The sequence below is a fragment of the Komagataeibacter kakiaceti JCM 25156 genome (genome assembly GCF_000613305.1).
The window spans coordinates 1-1,834 of sequence record NZ_BAIO01000468.1 but is presented as its reverse complement, the minus strand read 5'-3'; the positions used below and the strand labels follow the sequence as shown (position 1 = coordinate 1,834).

The window sequence follows — 1,834 nt, the reverse complement described above, 5'->3', positions numbered from 1 at the left end:
CCCAGCCCGATTTCCCGCGCGAGGCTGGAACGGCGTTCGGCATAATTGGGGGCGACCATGGGGTATTCGGCGGGCAGGCCCCAGCGTTCACGGTACTGGTCGGGTGTCAGGCCATAGGCACTGTGCAGGTGCCGCTTGAGCATTTTCAGCTTTTTGCCGTCTTCCAGGCAGATGATGTAGTCAGGGAACACGGACCGCTTGACGGGCACGGCGGGCTGGAGCTTCTGCGGCGCTTCCGCCGCCTGCCCGACGGTGGTCAGCGCCTGATAGACATGACGTATCAGATCCGCAAGGCCATCGGCGGCGACACTGTTATTTGAAACATGCGCCGACACGATCCGTGTCGTCAGTTCCAGACATGTAAAATCCTGCTCGGTATCAGACATACGTTGTTCCGTGTCTCTCTATCAACTGAAAGCCGCGACATATTCACGAACTGGCGGCACAGGACATATACGATACCTTAAATAGACACAACACATGGAAGGCGCATATTCCATGTCTATACGTTCACAATGCCCGTTTTTATTATATTGGAACGTTTAGTATTAAATACTCCCGCCTCCACGCGGCAATCATGTTTGTAAAGAGACCATACGTTCTCGTCCTGTCCGTCGCGGGCCTGGCGCATTACTGATCCGGGGCGCCGCCTGTCTGGCGCATACCCCCTCAGGCATCCATGCGGATACGGGCGAAACAGGCCGCCGCGACGTTCCGCCCCGCCTGCGTGGGCGTCGCCACCGGTTTTTCACTCAGCAGCGCGTTCAGATCCTCCATCCCGAAATCCGGGCTGCATGCGGAACAGATCAGGCGGATTTTCATTTCCTCCATACTATCCCTGATGCTGTAAATGACCTGCCGCGCCTCCTTGCGGGTTGTAACGATTTCCGCGCGCCGCAGTTCCGCAAGCTGCTGGCTCAGCGTTGGCTGTCCGATGCCGGTCTCGGCCTCGATCTGGCCCACGCTTTTTTCGCCATCCAGCAGGCAGGCCAGCACCATGAGCCGCTGCGGCTGCGCCAGCAGGCGCAGTCGCAACACAAGATTATCCGCGCTTTCGCGTGTTCTGGGCAGATTGGCCATGCATGCTCCCCCCTTGGTCCCTTTGCCGGTGCCTGCGTACCATATCCCCGTGCCGCAGGACAGCACGGGGGACTTGATAAAATACATACATAATATATTAAATAGATAAACAATTAACCGTCATCATTCCCATCGCGCACAGGAATTGCCCCTTGATGCATCCACCCCCTGCCCCGGCCCGCCTGTTCATGATGCCTCATGCCTGATCCCGTCTCCATCCTGTCCGGACTGTGTTGCGGGGTGGTCATCGGCTTTACGCTGGGACTGATCGGTGGTGGCGGTTCGATCCTGGCCGTGCCACTCCTGCTTTACGTGGTGGGACTGGCGGACCCGCACCAGGCCATCGGCACCAGCGCCCTGGCCGTGACCATCAACGCGTTCTTCAGCCTTTCAAGCCATGCCCGGGCGCGACGCGTGCGGTGGAAATGCGCCGCCCTGTTCACCTGCGCGGGCATACTGGGCGCGGGGCTGGGCGCCAGCATGGGCAAGATCATTGACGGGCAGCGACTCCTTTTCCTGTTCGCCCTGATCATGCTTGTGGTCGGCACGCTCATGCTGCGTGGCAGCCGCAATGGTGACGACGCGGCGCACGGCCCCGAACGCACGGCCCCGCTGCCCATTGTCCTGTACGGGGTCGTGACCGGTTTCTGTTCCGGTTTTTTCGGAATCGGGGGCGGGTTCCTGATCGTTCCGGCGCTGCTGGCGGCCACCGGCATGCCCATGCTCAACGCCGTGGGCACATCGCTGGTGGCGG

Annotated in this window: 3 protein-coding genes; 1 reads left to right on the top strand and 2 read right to left on the bottom strand. The window is 60.3% G+C overall.

Features of this window, described 5'->3' with window-relative positions; all coding sequences use genetic code 11:
* Together JCM25156_RS15410 and JCM25156_RS15405 are read right to left on the bottom strand one after the other, a co-directional pair.
* Positions 1-386 (bottom strand): Ros/MucR family transcriptional regulator (locus tag JCM25156_RS15410; protein ID WP_025813784.1); only part of this gene is annotated, 386 nt, incomplete at its 3' end.
* Positions 387-669: 283 nt separating this feature from the next.
* The gene (locus JCM25156_RS15405; RefSeq protein ID WP_025813783.1) at positions 670-1,080 is read right to left on the bottom strand and encodes an ArsR/SmtB family transcription factor; all 411 of its coding nucleotides are present in this window, start codon (positions 1,078-1,080) and stop codon (positions 670-672) included.
* A 198-nt stretch (positions 1,081-1,278) separates the two neighbouring features.
* On the opposite strand from JCM25156_RS15405, the gene JCM25156_RS15400 reads away from it, so the two are divergent.
* On the top strand, positions 1,279-1,834 hold a 556-nt coding region (locus tag JCM25156_RS15400; RefSeq protein WP_025813782.1), incomplete at its 3' end, for a sulfite exporter TauE/SafE family protein.

Bases quoted from the DNA above. Each gene is read 5' to 3' on its own strand.
- JCM25156_RS15405 (WP_025813783.1), bottom strand. From the start codon at position 1,080: ATGGCCAATCTGCCCAGAACACGCGAAAGCGCGGATAATCTTGTGTTG.